Annotated in this window: 13 protein-coding genes; 4 read left to right on the forward strand and 9 right to left on the reverse strand. The window is 45.8% G+C overall.

Features of this window, described 5'->3' with window-relative positions:
- Position 1: 1 nt before the first annotated feature.
- Together AC06MN_RS11675 and AC06MN_RS11680 are read left to right on the forward strand one after the other, a co-directional pair.
- Positions 2-2,551, forward strand: coding sequence for a T9SS type A sorting domain-containing protein (locus AC06MN_RS11675; RefSeq protein ID WP_475672558.1), 2,550 nt, complete (start codon positions 2-4; stop codon positions 2,549-2,551).
- Positions 2,552-2,576: 25 nt separating this feature from the next.
- Positions 2,577-3,926, forward strand: a complete 1,350-nt coding sequence (locus AC06MN_RS11680; RefSeq protein ID WP_475672559.1) for a short-chain fatty acid transporter — start codon at positions 2,577-2,579, stop codon at positions 3,924-3,926.
- Between the two features lie 69 nt (positions 3,927-3,995).
- Here the strand turns inward: AC06MN_RS11680 and AC06MN_RS11685 are convergent, their stop codons facing one another.
- Both AC06MN_RS11685 and AC06MN_RS11690 read right to left on the reverse strand, forming a co-directional pair.
- The gene (locus tag AC06MN_RS11685; protein ID WP_475672560.1) at positions 3,996-5,150 is read right to left on the reverse strand and encodes a hypothetical protein; all 1,155 of its coding nucleotides are present in this window, start codon (positions 5,148-5,150) and stop codon (positions 3,996-3,998) included.
- On the reverse strand, positions 5,143-6,525 hold the full coding sequence (locus AC06MN_RS11690) for a GIY-YIG nuclease family protein (protein WP_475672561.1): 1,383 nt from the start codon (positions 6,523-6,525) through the stop codon (positions 5,143-5,145). The genes AC06MN_RS11685 and AC06MN_RS11690 overlap by 8 nt, the downstream gene beginning before the upstream one ends.
- 122 nt (positions 6,526-6,647) lie before the next feature.
- Between AC06MN_RS11690 and AC06MN_RS11695 the strand changes: the two genes are divergently transcribed.
- Together AC06MN_RS11695 and AC06MN_RS11700 are read left to right on the forward strand one after the other, a co-directional pair.
- Complete coding sequence (locus tag AC06MN_RS11695; protein ID WP_475672562.1) at positions 6,648-6,959, forward strand: type II toxin-antitoxin system RelB/DinJ family antitoxin; 312 nt, start codon at positions 6,648-6,650, stop codon at positions 6,957-6,959.
- Positions 6,956-7,366 carry a putative toxin-antitoxin system toxin component, PIN family gene (locus AC06MN_RS11700; RefSeq protein ID WP_475672563.1) on the forward strand — a complete coding sequence of 137 codons (411 nt, stop codon included), beginning with the start codon at positions 6,956-6,958 and terminating at the stop codon, positions 7,364-7,366. The genes AC06MN_RS11695 and AC06MN_RS11700 overlap by 4 nt, the downstream gene beginning before the upstream one ends.
- A 40-nt stretch (positions 7,367-7,406) precedes the next feature.
- On the opposite strand, the gene AC06MN_RS11705 is transcribed toward AC06MN_RS11700, so the two are convergent.
- The 7 genes from AC06MN_RS11705 to AC06MN_RS11735 form a co-directional block, all read right to left on the reverse strand.
- On the reverse strand, positions 7,407-7,742 hold the full coding sequence (locus tag AC06MN_RS11705; RefSeq protein ID WP_475672564.1) for a hypothetical protein: 336 nt from the start codon (positions 7,740-7,742) through the stop codon (positions 7,407-7,409).
- Entirely contained in the window at positions 7,739-9,184 is a 1,446-nt protein-coding gene (locus tag AC06MN_RS11710; protein ID WP_475672565.1) for an Eco57I restriction-modification methylase domain-containing protein, read from the reverse strand. The genes AC06MN_RS11705 and AC06MN_RS11710 overlap by 4 nt, the downstream gene beginning before the upstream one ends.
- An 82-nt stretch (positions 9,185-9,266) precedes the next feature.
- Complete coding sequence (locus AC06MN_RS11715) at positions 9,267-9,911, reverse strand: SAM-dependent DNA methyltransferase (RefSeq protein WP_475672566.1); 645 nt, start codon at positions 9,909-9,911, stop codon at positions 9,267-9,269.
- Between the two features lie 560 nt (positions 9,912-10,471).
- Entirely contained in the window at positions 10,472-11,740 is a 1,269-nt protein-coding gene (locus AC06MN_RS11720) for an L-cysteine desulfidase family protein (RefSeq protein WP_475672567.1), read from the reverse strand.
- 759 nt (positions 11,741-12,499) lie between these two features.
- Positions 12,500-12,739 carry a hypothetical protein gene (locus tag AC06MN_RS11725; RefSeq protein ID WP_475672568.1) on the reverse strand — a complete coding sequence of 80 codons (240 nt, stop codon included), beginning with the start codon at positions 12,737-12,739 and terminating at the stop codon, positions 12,500-12,502.
- A 73-nt stretch (positions 12,740-12,812) separates the two neighbouring features.
- Positions 12,813-13,310 carry a hypothetical protein gene (locus AC06MN_RS11730; RefSeq protein ID WP_475672569.1) on the reverse strand — a complete coding sequence of 166 codons (498 nt, stop codon included), beginning with the start codon at positions 13,308-13,310 and terminating at the stop codon, positions 12,813-12,815.
- Positions 13,311-13,455: 145 nt separating this feature from the next.
- Complete coding sequence (locus AC06MN_RS11735; protein ID WP_475672570.1) at positions 13,456-15,567, reverse strand: hypothetical protein; 2,112 nt, start codon at positions 15,565-15,567, stop codon at positions 13,456-13,458.
- Between the last annotated feature and the right edge of the window lie 91 nt (positions 15,568-15,658).

The following is a 15,658-nucleotide window of genomic DNA, read 5'->3' on the forward strand; positions in this document are numbered from 1 at the left end:
TATGAAGAAATTAGCATTACTTTTAAGCCTTTTGACATTTGTTTTTACAATGTCGGCGCAAGTTGAATATGTCTGCGATTTCAATGATTTTGAAATGGGGACGAGCAATATGAACGGTCAGCACGGCTGGCAGACCTCGCACATGTACACGGCAGGTTCGCCCGACTTTGATGTCGATTATGTTTCGGATGCCTTGATGACGCCTGACGAATCCATTGGCATTTGGTATGTCCACAGCGGTTCGGGCATTGGTCACATGGCAACGCGAAAAGCCACGCCCGATTTCGATTTCAATTTCCAGAATGGCGGCATCATCGACATTGAACTCGATATGCACCCAAGTTATTGGGGTACGTTCTTTGGCGTTGGCTATGATGCTGACGGCGATGGAAACATTTTGCCTTGGGCTGATAATCCTGTTGATGGCGGTGTTTTCCTTTATGCGCGTGTCGCTGATGGTACAGACAAATCGAGAGTGTATCTTCCTGACGGTTCGTATGTTGCGTTCGATTATACCGAGAATAACACTTTCAACCGTTACAAAATGTCGTTTGATTTTTCAGCATATAACGGACAAGGTTCCGTTACCGTTTTCGTGAAACCAGGATGTCAAGGTGAGTGGATTCAGCAGGCATCGTGTACGAATGTAAACATGCATTTGAATCCAGGTTCGGGCGGCATTGATGACTATCAGAAATGGGATGGCATTTTCTTCTATTGCTCGGGTTCGCATGGCGGATTCGATAATCTTGTTGTGCGTCAACAGGCCGAAGGTAATGTCCAGCTGATAGAAATGGAGGATATTCCTAACCAATTGGTTTATAACGACCCAATCACTCTCACTGCAAGTTCTACTTCAGGTCTTCCAGTGAGTTTTGAATTGATTGAAGGTCCGGCAACTTTGCAAGATAATGTCCTTACATTGACAGGTGAAACAGGCATCGTAAAGGTGAAAGCATACCAGCCGGGCGATGATTTGTGGTTGCCAGCTCCCGATGTCTTCAAGACTTTTGAAGTCGTTGACCCCGACCAATATGAACCGGAAGTGACGATTCGCCGCCCGTATGAAGGCACAAAGGTTTATATGGAAACGCTTCATCCTGTGATGCTTGTCGTTTCAGCTTACATTGAGCATCCTGAAGTCGTGAAGTTCACCAATGTGACTTGCAGCATCGACGGTCAAGAAATTGCGTTGCATACCGATTATCCTGATAATCCTGAAAACGGCTACTTATATAATGTTTGGACACCAAGTGCTTTCGGCTCTTACAATATGACTGTAACCATAACACAATCAGGTGGTAAGACTACGTTATTTAACAATTCATTTGAAGTGACAAATCAGATTGAAAGTACGATGGACATCCCGACTTTGCACGGTGATTTGGTTTGCACGCCATCAGCTCAGACTGTTCGCGGCGAATATGCGCTGCCATCACATGTCGGAGTCTTCAACAACATTATGGCACACTACGATCACAATTGTGTGAATGGCAACTGCGATGCATACGACAGAGTCGGCGGCGTTAGGGTCAGGAATTACCGTGGCGAATGGATGGAATTGTTCCGTTACATCACGCCTTTTGGCAAGCAGTGCGAAGATGATTTGGACATAACTGACTATACATCAGTGCTTCAAGGTTTGGTTGAATTTGAACTTTATTTCGAGACTTGGAGCGGTTCGGGTTACAATCCGAATCTGACATTCACTTATACGAAAGGCACGCCTGAGTATCTTTATGCCGATGTCAAGGAAATTTGGTCGGGCATTTTCAGTTTCGGCGATTATGCCAACCAGCAACCGGTTCCTGTTGTGGATTACGCATTTGGCGACAAGGTTCAGGCCGCTAAACTGAAAATCACGACCACGGGACACAACTGGAGCAGTGGTCAAAACGGAACGTACAACACGGGCAATGCGGCTGAATTTTACGAGGCGACACATCATATTTTAATCAATGGCGAAAACAAATACGACCAACATCTTTGGAGAACCTGCAATCCGAATCCGGCAGGGTGTTCGCCACAAAATGGCACTTGGACTTATAACCGTAGTGGCTGGTGCCCAGGCTCCATCGGTTTGGTCTGGGATTTCGATTTGACTGATTATGTGTCGAATAGCAGCGCGGAATTGTTCTATCAGTTTGATCCGACTTATCTCGATTATTGCCACCCGAACCATCCAGACTGCATCGATGGTGTGACCTGCACCGATTGCAGCGCACCCGATAATCCTGTTTTGCGTGTGGCCGGCAAAGTGATTACCTATAGTAATGATGAAGAAATGATTTTGAGTGTGAATCCGATTGAAACCGAACCATCATTTACGGCAAAATTGTATCCAAATCCTGCCAAAAACCAGTTGACCATCAACACGGACTATGAAAAAGGTGCTATCAGTGTGCTGATTGTCAATATGCAAGGTCAGGAAGTGATGTATTTCACCGTTGAAGGTCAACGCACAATTGATGTGAGCAAGTTGCCAGCCGGCATTTATACGGTTAAGATGTTGGGCGGTTGCGTGGAGACTCAGAAACTCGTGATCGAATAAACGTTTTTTTTTAATTTAATACATTATGTTTCAGCGTATTATTAGGGCTTGTGTGAAATTAGTCCAGAAATGGCTGCCCGAGCCTTTCATTTTTGCGGTCATCTTGACCCTTGTGGCAATTGTCATTGCCATTCCGGTCTGTCATCAAACACCAGTTGAGGTCGTCGAACACTGGGGCAATGGCGTTTGGTCCTTGCTGACTTTTGCCATGCAAATGGCTTTGGTTTTGGTCAGCGGTTCAGCTTTGGCGGCTGCGCCAGCCATTAAACGCGGCATCAGCGCATTGGCAGCAAAACCGAAAACTCCTGCTGGTGCAATTGCCTTGGTTACAGGTATTTCTGCCATTGCTTGCTGGTTGAACTGGGGCTTCGGCCTTATCGTTGGCGTCATTTTTGCCAAAGAAATTGCCAAGAAATTGAAAGGTGTCGACTACCGTCTTTTGATTGCTTCGGCTTACAGCGGCTTCGTGGTTTGGCACGCTGGTCTTTCCGGCTCCATTCCGCTTACTTTGGCCTCAAAGGAAAGCAACTTGGAGAAGGTTACCAATGGCGCTCTCATCGATCCTTTGCCAATCACCCAAACCATTCTTGACCCGCATAATTTAATCATGGTGGTCGTGGTGATCGTTGCCATCGTGATTGTCAACGCTTTAATGCATCCAAAAGGGGACAATGTCGTGTGCATTGAACCTTCTTTGCTGTACGAAGAAGATACGAAAACGGTTGAAAAGGCTACTACACCTGCCGAAAAAATGGAGAACAGCCGCGTCTTGAGTTGGATTATTGCTTTACTTGGATTTGCCTATCTTATTATACATCTGTTCTTTAGGGATGGTGCTTTCGATTTGGGAGCCGTCATTATGCTGTTCCTGTTTTTGGGTATTGTTTTGCATGGAACGCCATTGGCATACGTGCGTGCTTTCGGAAAATCCGTATCGGGTGCCGCAGGCATCATTCTGCAATTCCCATTCTATGCTGGTATCATGGGCATTATTACTGGTGTTGGCGCATCGGGCATTTGCCTTGGCGAAGTCATCAGTAATGGATGCGTAGCCATCTCAACGCCAAAGACTTACCCATTGTTTACTTTCCTTTGCGCTGCCATTTTGAACATGTTTGTTCCTTCGGGTGGCGGTCACTGGGCAATCCAAGCTCCGATTATGTTTACCGCTGCCGCCACTTTGGGCGTCGACCCAGGTCTGACGGGTATGGCCATCTCATGGGGCGATGCCTGGACCAACCTGATTCAACCATTCTGGGCTTTGCCTGCTTTAGCCATCGCTAAACTCGATGCCAAAGACATCATGGGCTTCTGCATTATCGACCTGTTTGTCACGGGTTTAATCATTTGCGGTGGCTTGCTGATTTGGGCGTAAATCCGAACAAGATTGTTTTTTGATAGAATCGAATTTCGAAATCTATAGAAATGAAAGCCATTTTTGCCTTTATTTTGCAATTATGGTTCGGTCTTTTTCTTTTCTAATTCTGCTGCTGAATGTGCCAATATAACTGTCGTTTTCGTGTCGGTTCATGCCAGTGTATTCCAAGGAACTGTCTTCGTATCGCCTGAATTTCAAGATGGCATCGTTCATCTGTATGCTGTTGAATACTCCGACATTGACTAAAAGCTCAAAGTCTGGAATTGTTAGAGCAGTAACGCGCAGAAACAGTTCTGGTTCTAACTTGCGAATGATGTCAGTCAGGGCTTCTTCGCGATAATCGGTCAGGTACATGAATATTGGGATTCGGGTGGCGAATTTCATCAGTTTTTCCTGTATGAGTTTTCGCTTACTTTTGTATTCCTTTTCTTCATCCGACAGTTGCTTTTTCTCATGGGCAGTCAGCTTGTCGCCTTTCTTTTTCAAATTCTTGATTTTCTCCGCTTTGTTGACGATGGTCTCTATGATATCGCCGCCTAATGCCCTGAAACCTTCGATTTTCATTATTGCATTGAACGCTTCTTGATTGTTCAATACGCAGTTTAAGGTTAAGTTGTCAACATTCACTAAAGTTGCACTGTTCCATCGTCGTGCCAAAAGTGTTGCACTTGTTCCATTGTCAACAAAATCAAGTATTTCCGTAGCATTGACGATTTGCATGCTACTGCCGTCGAATTGCAGGATGGGCAAAAAACTGATAAACTCATCAACTTTTTGCGTGGCGTTTTTGCGCGTGTCGGTACTGAGTTTATTGGCATAACTTACGATTTGCCGCAAGGCTCTATTTGGCGCAAAGTCAAACACATAACATGTGCTTTTCTGTATGATTTGTGTTTTTTGCTGGGCATCTTTTATTGTCCAAGGCGATTGCACCCTGAAAGCTGATTGGAAATAAGTTTCAGGCGAAGCGCAGTTTCTGAGCATCAATATTCCTGATAATGGCTTGATGGTCACGCCTGTTGTTAGTTTGCCGCAAGTCAAGATGATGGTCTTTGTCAGTACGGGATTGTCGCCCATTGCTTTCCTTACAGGAGTTAAAGCGTCGAGACCAACACCAGCCTGAATACCGCTACAGTTTACAATGTTGTAGTTCTGATAGAAATTGTTTGCCGGGCGTTTCAGCAGATTTTCCATGGCATCGCACGATGCGACACTATACATGAACCATAATGTGTGATTGCACAAATCCAAAAGGCGGCTGTCGTCGTAGGGGAGGCTTCTGATTTAGAGGCGAATTGCTGTCGTTGAAGATAGATGCTTTGCCGCGAATGATGTCCAACCATTTTTGTACGGCATTTTCGTGGACAAAGCGTGCAGTGTTTCCTTTTCCTTCGGCACGGAAAAACTCGTTCAGGTCGAATTCATTCATGTCGTATTGCTCGATGAGGTTGCCCAAATCGTCGGGCATCTGGTAAGTCATGAGAACCATTGTCGGCAGTTCTTCGTATGGGTTGTCGGGACCTTGCCAGGTGTCTTTTGCGTTTTGCTCGTCCTGGTAAGTCCAGTTGAAAATCTGGTCTTCCAAAAACTCGCCTGTGGCAATGGCGCGGAATGGGGTGCCGCTTAGATAAAGGTAATGGTTCCCAGTAATGGGCATCAGTTCTTCATCGAAAAGCGTTCCGCTTTCCGTGTCGTATCCGTCTTCTTGCAGCAATTCGTTCATTTCCTTGATGTCTTGTTTCGACTGGCTGTCGCCGATGTCCAACAGGTTTTTGGCGTTATCGTTCCAAGCTCCGAAGTGATATTCGTCCAAAACAATTAAATCCCACTGAATGGCGTGAACCCACTCGTTTTTGCTTTTGATGCCGCCATTGCTGTTTCGGCCCAAATAATCCTGAAACGAACCAAAACAGACAATGGGTTTTGCCAGATCCAAATCATCGGGCGAGCCGCCATCATGGGAACTGAAGAACTGCCAACCTTCAAAATCAACATGTTGCAATAGATCGTCACGCCACGAACCTTCGACGGCGGGCTTGAAAGTGAGCACCAAAACGCGCTTTGCCTGCATCTTTTTGGCCAACTGATAAGCCGTGAAAGTCTTACCGAATCTCATTTTTGCGTTCCAAAGGAAATGTGAAGGCTTATCGCTTTTCCCGGCTTCTTTCATGAAATATTCGTATGTCATTTCCACGGCAGCCGACTGTTCATCGCGCATCTTGAAATCGAGTGTGCGCCTTAGCTCCATAGTAGTGCGGTGTTTCACAGCCATGTATGCAGCTTTTACCTCTTGCAACGTGCAGCGGAACCATTCGCCGGCTGGGTTTTCGAAGCCGTTTTTGCGGAGCATTTCGTGAACGGCATGGTCGCGGAAATAATCGCCGCTGCCATCATCGTAGAATGCTTTGTCCGACCATTCCAAACGGTAGGTTTTGTTTGGCGTTATGATGGGATGCTGTTCCTCGATGCGCACGTTGACATCTTCACGCGTAGTGTCGCCAATTTTGAGCAGACCAGGATATTGAGTGTCGCTATAGGCGTAAATCTGCGGCGTAAAACGCTTGTATTCAGGTAAAATCTCTTGTTGGGTTTTCATTTTTTTCTTTTTTAATTCAATTTTTTTGGGTTTTGAAGAGTCGTTTTTCCAGAAAAAGAATTACTTTTGCAATCGGAATAACGGCAAAATGCCATTAAATAACATCAAATTGCAATCGGAATATGGCACAAACAGCAATGACAATCCGTCTTGACGAAGCGACGAAAAAGGAATTTGCAAGACTTTGCGACGAGTTTGGTTTAAGTGTAAATGCAGCCATCAATGTATTTATCAAGGCTGTCATCAACACGGGCGAAATACCATTCAAAATCGGGAAGCCGCACAACGACGATGTCACAAAAAAAGCACTCGCATCGTGGGCCGCCATCCGTCAACGCGCCGAAGCAGACACTTCTCCTGAATTGACCTTGGACGAGATTAACGAAGAAATCAGGCTTGCTCGTGAAGAACACGACAAACGGAATGCACTATGATTTACGCTGTAATAGACACCAATGTCTTCGTCGCAGCAGCTTTGACACATAATCCCAACTCTCCAACAGCAAGAATAGTTGACGGACTATTTCTGAGTGAATTTGTCATTTTGTACGACGACGACATTATTTGCGAATACAGGGAAGTGCTTTCCCGCAAACGATTCAATATCAGCGAAGAAGAAATCGACAATCTGATTGCTTTTGTCACAAGCAAAGGCATTTCTTCCGAGCGTTTGACATTCGGGCAGCCTATGCCCGACGAAAAAGACCGCATCTTCTACGAAATAACCCTCAGCCGCGACGATTCCTTCCTCGTCACGGGAAATCTCAAACATTTCCCGAAAGAGCCAAGGGTAATCTCTCCCGCCGAAATGGTGGAAATCCTTAATTCTCAAAGAAAATAACTCTTCAGTATTTCAAAGAACAATTTTTATTTTCATTACGTCATATCTGACGTTTCCTTTTCTTTCCTTTATCGAAATTAATAATTGTATTGTCTATCTTTAAGTCTGTTCCGTCAAATTCGATAGTTATGATTTCTGCAATGATAGTTCTGCTAACCTTCAATGCCGTTTGATAGGGCACCCCAAGGAAACAATCGTTTCCTCCTTGTTGTAATTCGCATGTGACTTCCACACTTTTTCCATTGAAAACCAGCAACAAGCGGCGGTTTTTGATTTGGAAAAACAAAGGACAATTTTTCTTACTAGGTCCCACTTCCCAAATGGCCCTTTTCAATGCGTCTCTCTTGCATGTAACTAAAAATCCATTTTCCATCATTCCATCGGTTTTATCATCGATTCTATGAAGTTGATTTCGTCTTCTGTCAAGCCGTATTTCTCGTAAAGCATCTCGTCTGTCCACGGATGGGAAAAGTCTTGGAGAGGAACGAATTGATAAACTTTTGATACAACATGGTGACTGACTTTTTTCAAAAACATTAACAGATGGAAGAACTTAGTATTCATATATGAAATGACGTTTTCGGCTTCCTCTTTTGTTTCATAGTAACCTGCACATAAAAAAGTTTCAGTGCATACTGTATTTGGCAAGCCAAGGAAAGGCTTTAGTCTTTCTCTGTGCCAATCAAATCCATTATCTAAAACATTTGATACATAAACCTTGTACTTGCCAATTTTTTCAGCATTAGTTGGAAATGGGTAATTCGCAGGCACATATCTATTTTCGGTTTTATATTTATAAGTACCAATTATTGTTATTCCCTTAGTAATTGGATTCTCAAAAATAGGAGGCAAATTGTATTTTGACGGATCGTTAAAGAAATCTGTTCGTAATCCAAATGGTTTTAATCCAGAGACAATGACTGAAAACGACTTTTCATGAAATTTTTGTACTTTTCGAAGGATAGGAATTGCTTCGTTGATTCTTATGAAGGTGTCTGCATCTTTTTCAAGTAATGGCCGTTTTAAATGAGAAGTAATTTTGTTTCCACTATGACAATAGACATCACAATCATCATGTTTATCCCTTTCCCAACGGAAATAGCAAACACCACCAGCAATTCTTGTATCAGGGAAACAATCTGAACCTTTCTCAAAATCATGCAGTTCTGTTATCCTATCATCATTTAGCATATCTCTTCTAAAAACATCAAGACCTTTGCCTCCTGCAAACCATCTTGAAGGAATAATCATTACAAGATAGCGGGGTTGCAGTTTTATTGATTGAAGTACAAAATGATGGTAAATTGGAGATGCTCTTGCAAAAGCTCCGGAATCGCTCATCTGATACGGTGGGTTTCCAATAATGACATCGAATTGCATATTCTTGAAAATTTCGTTTAAGTTTTTGTGAATGAATGGATAAGCATAGTTTTCAATGGTTTCGATACGGTCGTATTGCGCACGGTTGGCTCCGCATTGCTTGCATTTCCCGTTTTCCCAAATGTGTTCGCATCGCATGTAACGCACGTTGCCTTGCTCGTTTTCGAAGCAATTGGTCACGGAATATTTTCCTGCCGCGTTTTTCGCACAGTATAAGGTGCGACGGCTCATGTCGGATGTAAGCCGCGTGAGGGCAATGCCGAACAACTGGTTTTTCATAATGTGGTCGATTCGTTCCTGCAAATCAGGGATTTGCGTTTCCAAACCTTTCAGCAGCCTTTTGGCAATTTCGCGGAGGAAAACGCCGCTTTTGCAGCAAGGGTCTAAAAATCGGGTTTGCGGATTGCTGAAAAGTTCCTGTGGCAAAAGGTCAAGCATCTTGTTGGCGAGTTCGGGCGAGGTGAACACCTCGTCGCTGCTGAGGTTAGCCAGACAGTTCAGGATGTCGGAAATGGCGCGTTCAGTCTTCATAGGTGTGGATTTTGGTGTAATGCACTAAGGGAAATTCGCGTATGGGTTCGTCAAACTGCTGGGCATCGCCGTTCTCGTCAAAAAGTGAATACTGGTGTTCCTTTTTTACGAGGAAATCAAACTGGTAATCACGGCGTTGCACTTCGTTCCCAATGAAAGTCCATTCGCTGAAAACGATTGGTTTGCCATCGGAAGCCTTGTAAGTCAGGGCATCGCCTTGGACTATGTTGTGCTGCAAGAGATAGCGAAGGTTTAAGGCGAAATCGTCTTTCTGTGCCAGTGAAGGTGCCGTTTGGCGGGTTTCATTGATTGTGAAGTCAAGAAGGCGTTGCCGACAGTTTTCGGCGTTATCGCTCAGTAGTTCAATGCCGTAGATACTGCTGACGGCTTGAAGCAGGTATTTTTCAAATTCGTTTGTACGGCTGTAACGGTTGTTGACGATGGCAAGTTTCCGCCGCAGTATCTCGATGAGGAAGTTCCCGTCGCCGCAGGCAGGCTCCAGGAAACGGCTTTCGATGCGCTCGGTTTCGTTTTTCACCAAATCGAGCATCGCATTCACTTCGCGTGGATTGGTGAACACTTCGCCATGGTCAGCCACCCGCTGTTTCGATTTAATTTGCTGGTTTTCTGGCATTATGTGTGGTTTTAGGTGCGTCTGCCATTTTCCCTAAAACCTTGCAAGCCAAGCACCCCGAAAAGGAACGTGGACGAAACTTATCCACATTCCGGGTGCTTGGCCTGACCCTGTCTATCAGATAAGAACGTCCACGTTGTACGCGGACGTTCACTGTTACCTTCTAATAGACATTTCCTATGCGGCCAAGCTTTGGAATGATTTCAGAATAGCAGCAAACGCTATTTTATTATTATGTCAATTATAATTGTCTGTCAGTTTTGTGCTTGTTAGTTGATTGATTATCAATGATGTTTTTTATATACTGTTCAAATTCTCCTCGATTTCCGGCGATTCGTACTTTTGCCTTAATTGTGAAACGGACGGTTTCACAAATGTAAGTTCCTGATTATTTTCGCGATAAACTGCATCATGAGTCTGCAATTCCTTGTCGTAAATCCCTTGATTTCAGGATACATAACCTGTTTGCGGCAAGTCTGAACTCTTTATTTCGGTTTATTCGGTCACCTGTCCTCTTAGACAAATCGTATTTGGGTAACTTGCTTGTTCCGAGTTTCTTTCTATTCCACCATAATCCTAAGTATCTCGGCATCGGTTTCCTTCATGCCGTTGCGGCCGAGACGTCCGATGTGCTGGATGGTCTCTTCCACGTCGTTGCCGACGATGCCGTCGCCGCCGAGAAGCTGATTGTGGGTCTTGCTCATCTCGTAGCCGAGGATGCCTGCATCGACAGCCATGGCGATTTTGCCTGCGCACGATGGCTTGGCGCCGTCGCAAACGATGCCGGCGGCCATGCCCACGGCATTCTCCAAGGTGTGGTCGATGGTCTCAAGGTCGGCACCCATCAGGTAGGCGATGCCGCAACCTGCGGCGCAACCTGCGCTGACAGCACCGCAATAGGCTGACAGACGGCCGATTCCGGTCTTCTGATGAATGGTGACCAAGTCGGAGAAGGCGACGGCACGGATGGTGCGTTCTTCGTCAACCTTGTATTCTTCGGCGTAGGCGAGCACTGGCAGACAAGCCGTCATGCCTTGGTTGCCGCTGCCCGAATTGATGATGACTGGCATCTCGCAGCCGCTCATGCGGGCGTCGCTGCCTGCTGCCGCCCATGCCCTGGCTCTCAGACGGACGTCGTTGCCGTAGCTGAGCAAGGTGCTGCCGATGTTGGCGCCCCAGTTGTTCTTTAGGCCTTCTTGCGAGATGGCTTTGTTGCAACGGATTTGCGGCTCGATGAGCGGACGCAAGTCGTTGAGGTCGACGGTGTTGGCGAAGTCGAATATCTTGGCCATGTTCAAGCAGCTGCGGTCGGTGAGGTTGGCGTTGGTGCTGGTGTCTTCGCTTTCAAAAAGCACTTCGTTGTCCTTTTCAATCTTCACAATGTTGGTGTGGAAGCCTGCAATTCTGACGCTTGAGGAATGTTCGCCATCGTAAAGCGTGACGGTGACATCGAGGCGGGCAATCAGGTTCAGCGGGACTATGGTCATCAGGATGGTGTCGAGGAAATGCTGGATCTCCTTTTTCTGTTCCGGCGTGACGCTGGCAATGACTTCCAGAGCCTTGTCGGGATTGCCGGCCACGATGCCTGCTGCAACGGAGGCTTTCAGACCTTTCAGACCGCCCGTGTTCGGAACGATGACGCTCTTCACGTTTTTGATGATGTTTCCACTGGCTTGAATTTCAACTCTTTTCGGTTCGCTGCCCAACACTTTGCGTGCCTTGGCGGCGGCGTAAGCCAGACAAATAGGTTCGGTGCAGCCCATGGCTGGCACTAATTCTTCCTTGAGAATGTTAAGATAGGAATTGTAACAACAATCGCTTTTTTCCATTGTGACTAAAAATTTTCGCAAAGATAGGAAATTATCAACTACGGATTTGATAGTTTGAACGGATTTTATTTTTATCGAACCACTTTAAATCGAACACGGATTTAGCGGATTGACACGGATTGATTTTTTAAGAACCGCAGATTTCGCTGATTACACTGATTTTTAACCAATTACAGATATAACAGATTACACAGAATTTTTAGATGCGCAAGCGCATAAATTGACACGGATTGGCTGACGCGAAGCGTCATTGACTTCGTCGAATGCAGAGCATTTCCCGCGAAGGCGGGAATCTCGAAATTTACTCAAATTTACTCCGAATTTACTTTCTGCCGCCTTGGCGGAATGTGATTTTCAGAACCGCAGATTTCGCTGATGACGCTGATCTTATACGGATTAAATTTCAAGGTCGTTATATGCGTGGTGGCACAAATATCATTTTTTATTTCCTAATTCACAAAATGCAAACCGAATCAGTAAGGATTTTCCGTAGGATTTTTTGTAAGGATTTTGAGCAAAGCGACCCCAAATATCGAAATGCGTTCGCTTATTTTTAGTAGGATTTTCAGTGTGGATTTTTTGCAGGATTTTGAAAAAATCTCCAACAAAAATCCTAACTGAAAATCTCTCTGAAAATGTTTCTACGATCCCTTTTCATACGGGTCGGGCAACGCCCTCAAAATCTCAACTGAAAATCTTTCTGAAAATCTTAACTGAAAAACATGCTGTGTTTTTTGATTATGGTTGTGCTTTGATTTTTCATGCTTGCGAACGGCTAAAATCATGGGCATGTTCTTCGATTTTTTCTTCGGTCAATGTCCCATTTTCCCAAAGTTCATCTTTCATGCGCTCAAATTCAGCAAGATAGAACTGTTGCAATGCCTTTTTTAAGCGCTCTTCCGATGAAGGTGTTGTGTTGAAATTCAAGATGCTCAACAAATGCAATTGCATCGGATTCAGTCCGGTCAGTGGTTCTCGTTGTCTAAGTGTCTTTGTCATAATAATAATGGTTTGCAATGGCAAAATTGCAATTTTTTCAGAAATTATGATTCATTTGCGGGAATTTGTGTTTTTATTCAAAATCCTCAATCAACTGTTTGATTTCATAAAATCCTGAATAACGCTTTTCGTTTGCATCGTAATTCAAGATGTTTCCTTGCTGGTCTACAAAAATTGAGTACGGAACATAATTTACTCGGTTGTAATTGTTTAGTACTTTACTTAGGCTTCTGTTGGCAACCGTTTTATCTATTATTCCACCAAGAGATTCCAATTCTATCAGTGTGATGTTTTTGAGCAGGTCATCGGGAATCCCGTTCAATGTTCCGAAATACAGAAATACGAATCCGATGTCTTCCTTTGGATTGGAAAGATATGGAATGACTTGTTCCTTAATGGTATTTTGGGTGGCGGCACACCATGAAGTGCCGACAAAGATAATCGTGGCTTTATGATTGGCAATGGTTTCTGAAATAGCGTCAAAGTCAGGAGAGTTTGTGCTTTTTTCATTGCAAGACTGACAAGTCGCAAATGAAAGGAATAGAAATGCAATTGTGATAATGTTTTTCATTTTAGTTTTTATTTTTATGTTGCAAAAGTACTTGCAATTTTGTTTTCTCGCTACATTTTGATTCATCAGTTTTCGGCTCACCAAGCGTAAACCGAAAACCGATAACTGATAACCGTAAACCGATAACTGAAAACCAAAAAAACAATCAATTGCTTCTCGAAACTTCCACCAGTCCGATTTCCACATCGTTGTTCTCGCTGATGATTTCAATCCAGGTGTTGTCCTCGCTGAACCACTTGTACTGTGCGCCAATGCGGAAGATGAAGGTCTTTTCTTCCTCGTTGTCGGGGATAGGCAGCACGAAACCGCCGTTTTTGCCACCTTCGCCGCCGAAGGAGACAATCATCGGGAAGGTCTTTTCGGGATGTGGGTTGCGCACCTTTATTATAATGTAGTTGCTGCGGCGCACGCCAATCTCAATCTTGTTGAAATCGAAGCGTTTTGGTGTGCCGGCCGTTAGGGTGATATATTCGTTGTTCAGTTCATAGAGTTTGTTAGCCTCGATGATTTCGCTGATGCGGGCAATCATTTCGGTAGGGTAGGTCTCGAGGTTCAGTTCCTCGGCCTTGGTGTAGGCTTCAATGGCCTTGTCGAAGACATTAGCTTTGAAGTTGGCGTCGCCATCCTTGATGAAAGCGTTGTATTGTACGCGCAGCGCAGCGATGCGGTCGTCTTCAAGTTTCTGTGCGGCGGCAAGCTGTGTCGTGGCGGCTTCGTCGTTGGGCTTGTAGGTGAGGGCTTCACCGAATTTGGCGATGGCCGTAGCGTAGTCTTGTGCAGTCACGGCCTGTGTGCCGGCAGCCATGGCATTGTCGTAATGCTGCTGCAGTTCGGCGGCCTGCTGTGCGAAGATGTTGTCGATTTCCTTGATCTTAGCCGTTGCCGTGGCGTTGCCTTCATCGATGGCGAAGACTTCCTGATATTTCATTTTTGCGGCGGCATAATCCTGATTGCCAAACAATTCGTTGGCAGCAGTCAGGATGGCGCTGATGTTGGCTTGGCGTTCCGCTTCGGCGGCGGCGAGGGCGGCCTGACGTGCGGCTTCTTCCTCGGCAGCGATGCGAGCGGCTTCTTCAGCAGCCAGACGCGCAGCCTCTTCTTCAGCGGCAATGCGAGCAGCTTCAGCCTCGGCAGCAAGACGGGCGGCTTCCTGTTCGGCGGCGATACGTGCAGCCTCGGCTTCGGCGGCCAGACGTGCTTTTTCGGCTTCTTCGGCAGCGATGCGGGCTGCCTCTTCAGCGGCCAGACGAGCGGCTTCTTCTTCGGCGGCAATGCATGCAGCCTCGGCCTCGGCAGCAAGACGTGCTCTCTCGGCTTCTTCGGCAGCCAAACGGGCGGCTTCGGCATCTTGTTCTTCAATCAAAGGATTGAGGCGGGCGATCATGTCGTTGGCGTAGGCATCGCCTGGGACGACGGTCAATGCGCTCTGGAACTGTGCCTTAGCTTCCTTGTAGGCTTTGTTTTCGTAATATTGTTCTGCTGAAGCGATGATGCTCTCGTATTGGTCTTTCTGGGCTTTCAGTCCCTGCCATTCGCGTTGTTTTGCCAAGGCTTGGGTGTCGTTGGGGAAAAGTTCCAGTGCTTCGCCGAGTTTGCTGATGGCGGCATCGTAGTTTTTGCGCAAGGCGAGGTTGTCGGCATCGGCGACGAGCTTGTCGAAACGGTTCACCTTGTCGGTGTAAAGCTGTTTCTGCCGACGGGCTTCGGCCAGTTTTTCCTTGGGCAGCTTGTCGTTAGGGAAGATGCCGATGGCGGTCTCAAACTGCATGATGGCGGCATCGAAATTCTCTTCTGCCAGAAGGCTTTCGCCCTGACTCATAGCGGTATCGAAGGCATCCTGCTTGTCTTTGCGTTCTTGCAGAATGGCGCGGATGGCTTCGGCCTGTGCGGTGACGTATTTGTCGTTGGGGAATACGGCCAAGGCCTTTTCGTATTCAGCCAAAGCCTCTTCGTAGCGTTGCTGGCCGTTGAGGATGTCGCCTTCGTCCAAATGGGCGTAAAAAATCTCCTGACGCTCACCGTCTTCCTGGATTTTCTTCACGGCCTCGTTCAGCTTCTGCTTGGCGGTGGGGTCGTTGGCTTTCTGCTTGAGGGCCATCTCGTAATAAGTCTTGGCGCTGATGTAGTCTTTTGCGCTGAATTTGTCATTGCCTTTCTTCATCAACGACTCGTAAGTCTCTGTGGTTTGGGCCAAAAGGGGAGTGGAGCAGGCGACAAACGCGCCTAAAAGCATGGAGAATATGATGTGTTTCTTCATTTTCTAAATAGGTATATCTTTCGGTTAACGGCGATTCTTCTTTTTTATTATAGAAATTGTTAAAAAATAAAATTGGACATAAGGTTGCGAG

The sequence above is a fragment of the Candidatus Limimorpha sp. genome (assembly GCF_056203535.1).

What these genes read in the sequence shown, in the direction of transcription:
- AC06MN_RS11715 (WP_475672566.1), bottom strand. Translation starts at nt 9,911, where the DNA reads ATGCCAGAAAACCAGCAAATTAAATCGAAACAGCGGGTGGCTGACCAT.
- AC06MN_RS11685 (WP_475672560.1), bottom strand. Translation starts at nt 5,150, where the DNA reads ATGTATAGTGTCGCATCGTGCGATGCCATGGAAAATCTGCTGAAACGC.
- AC06MN_RS11710 (WP_475672565.1), bottom strand. Translation starts at nt 9,184, where the DNA reads ATGCTTGACCTTTTGCCACAGGAACTTTTCAGCAATCCGCAAACCCGA.
- AC06MN_RS11690 (WP_475672561.1), bottom strand. Translation starts at nt 6,525, where the DNA reads ATGAAAACCCAACAAGAGATTTTACCTGAATACAAGCGTTTTACGCCG.
- AC06MN_RS11730 (WP_475672569.1), bottom strand. Translation starts at nt 13,310, where the DNA reads ATGAAAAACATTATCACAATTGCATTTCTATTCCTTTCATTTGCGACT.
- AC06MN_RS11720 (WP_475672567.1), bottom strand. Translation starts at nt 11,740, where the DNA reads ATGGAAAAAAGCGATTGTTGTTACAATTCCTATCTTAACATTCTCAAG.
- AC06MN_RS11735 (WP_475672570.1), bottom strand. Translation starts at nt 15,567, where the DNA reads ATGAAGAAACACATCATATTCTCCATGCTTTTAGGCGCGTTTGTCGCC.
- AC06MN_RS11700 (WP_475672563.1), top strand. Translation starts at nt 6,956, where the DNA reads ATGATTTACGCTGTAATAGACACCAATGTCTTCGTCGCAGCAGCTTTG.
- AC06MN_RS11675 (WP_475672558.1), top strand. Translation starts at nt 2, where the DNA reads ATGAAGAAATTAGCATTACTTTTAAGCCTTTTGACATTTGTTTTTACA.
- AC06MN_RS11705 (WP_475672564.1), bottom strand. Translation starts at nt 7,742, where the DNA reads ATGATGGAAAATGGATTTTTAGTTACATGCAAGAGAGACGCATTGAAA.
- AC06MN_RS11725 (WP_475672568.1), bottom strand. Translation starts at nt 12,739, where the DNA reads ATGACAAAGACACTTAGACAACGAGAACCACTGACCGGACTGAATCCG.
- AC06MN_RS11680 (WP_475672559.1), top strand. Translation starts at nt 2,577, where the DNA reads ATGTTTCAGCGTATTATTAGGGCTTGTGTGAAATTAGTCCAGAAATGG.
- AC06MN_RS11695 (WP_475672562.1), top strand. Translation starts at nt 6,648, where the DNA reads ATGGCACAAACAGCAATGACAATCCGTCTTGACGAAGCGACGAAAAAG.